This is a genomic window from Vibrio sp. Y176 (assembly GCF_033438945.1).
The window spans coordinates 1-519 of sequence record NZ_JAWOQS010001179.1 but is presented as its reverse complement, the minus strand read 5'-3'; the positions used below and the strand labels follow the sequence as shown (position 1 = coordinate 519).

Below are 519 nucleotides of genomic sequence, written 5' to 3'. Positions count from 1 at the left end.
ACTTCACTTCTCTTTCACCTTCTGGCTTGCGAGCAAGCTGGCGCAAACTGTTGATGATCTTACTCATCCGAGTAGCCAAACCTTCGATGTGAGTAATGGATTCACCAACCTTTTCTGGAGATTCCTGTTCGAGGAACATTCTCGCGCTGTATAAATACGTCGACATTGCGTTTAATGGCTGATTAAGCTCATGCGCTAAACTGGTCATGGTTTGCCCTACAACCGCCATTTTTGCAGCTTGAATCAACTCATCTTGCGTCTTTTTAAGATTGTCTTCGGTGCGAATGCGCTCTTCGATTTCGTTTTCTAACTGTTGGTTTTTCAGTAGCAAATCTTGCGTTTTTTCTAACACCCGACTTTCCAAGGTACGCGTGGTCATTTCTTGATGAGTGACATCCGTAATGGTCATGATCAGTTTGTATTCAGCACCATGAGCGAAAGGACGAATATCGAAACGCACATACTTTGGCTTCTCGTCTCCAAGTGACAATGTCACATGAATTTTACCGAGTTCAATCC

1 protein-coding gene is annotated in these 519 nt (G+C 43.7%); it reads right to left on the bottom strand.

Going from position 1 to position 519, the window contains the following annotated elements; genetic code table 11:
• Positions 1-519 (bottom strand): histidine kinase dimerization/phospho-acceptor domain-containing protein (locus R7O13_RS30845; RefSeq protein ID WP_318305717.1); only part of this gene is annotated, 519 nt, incomplete at both ends.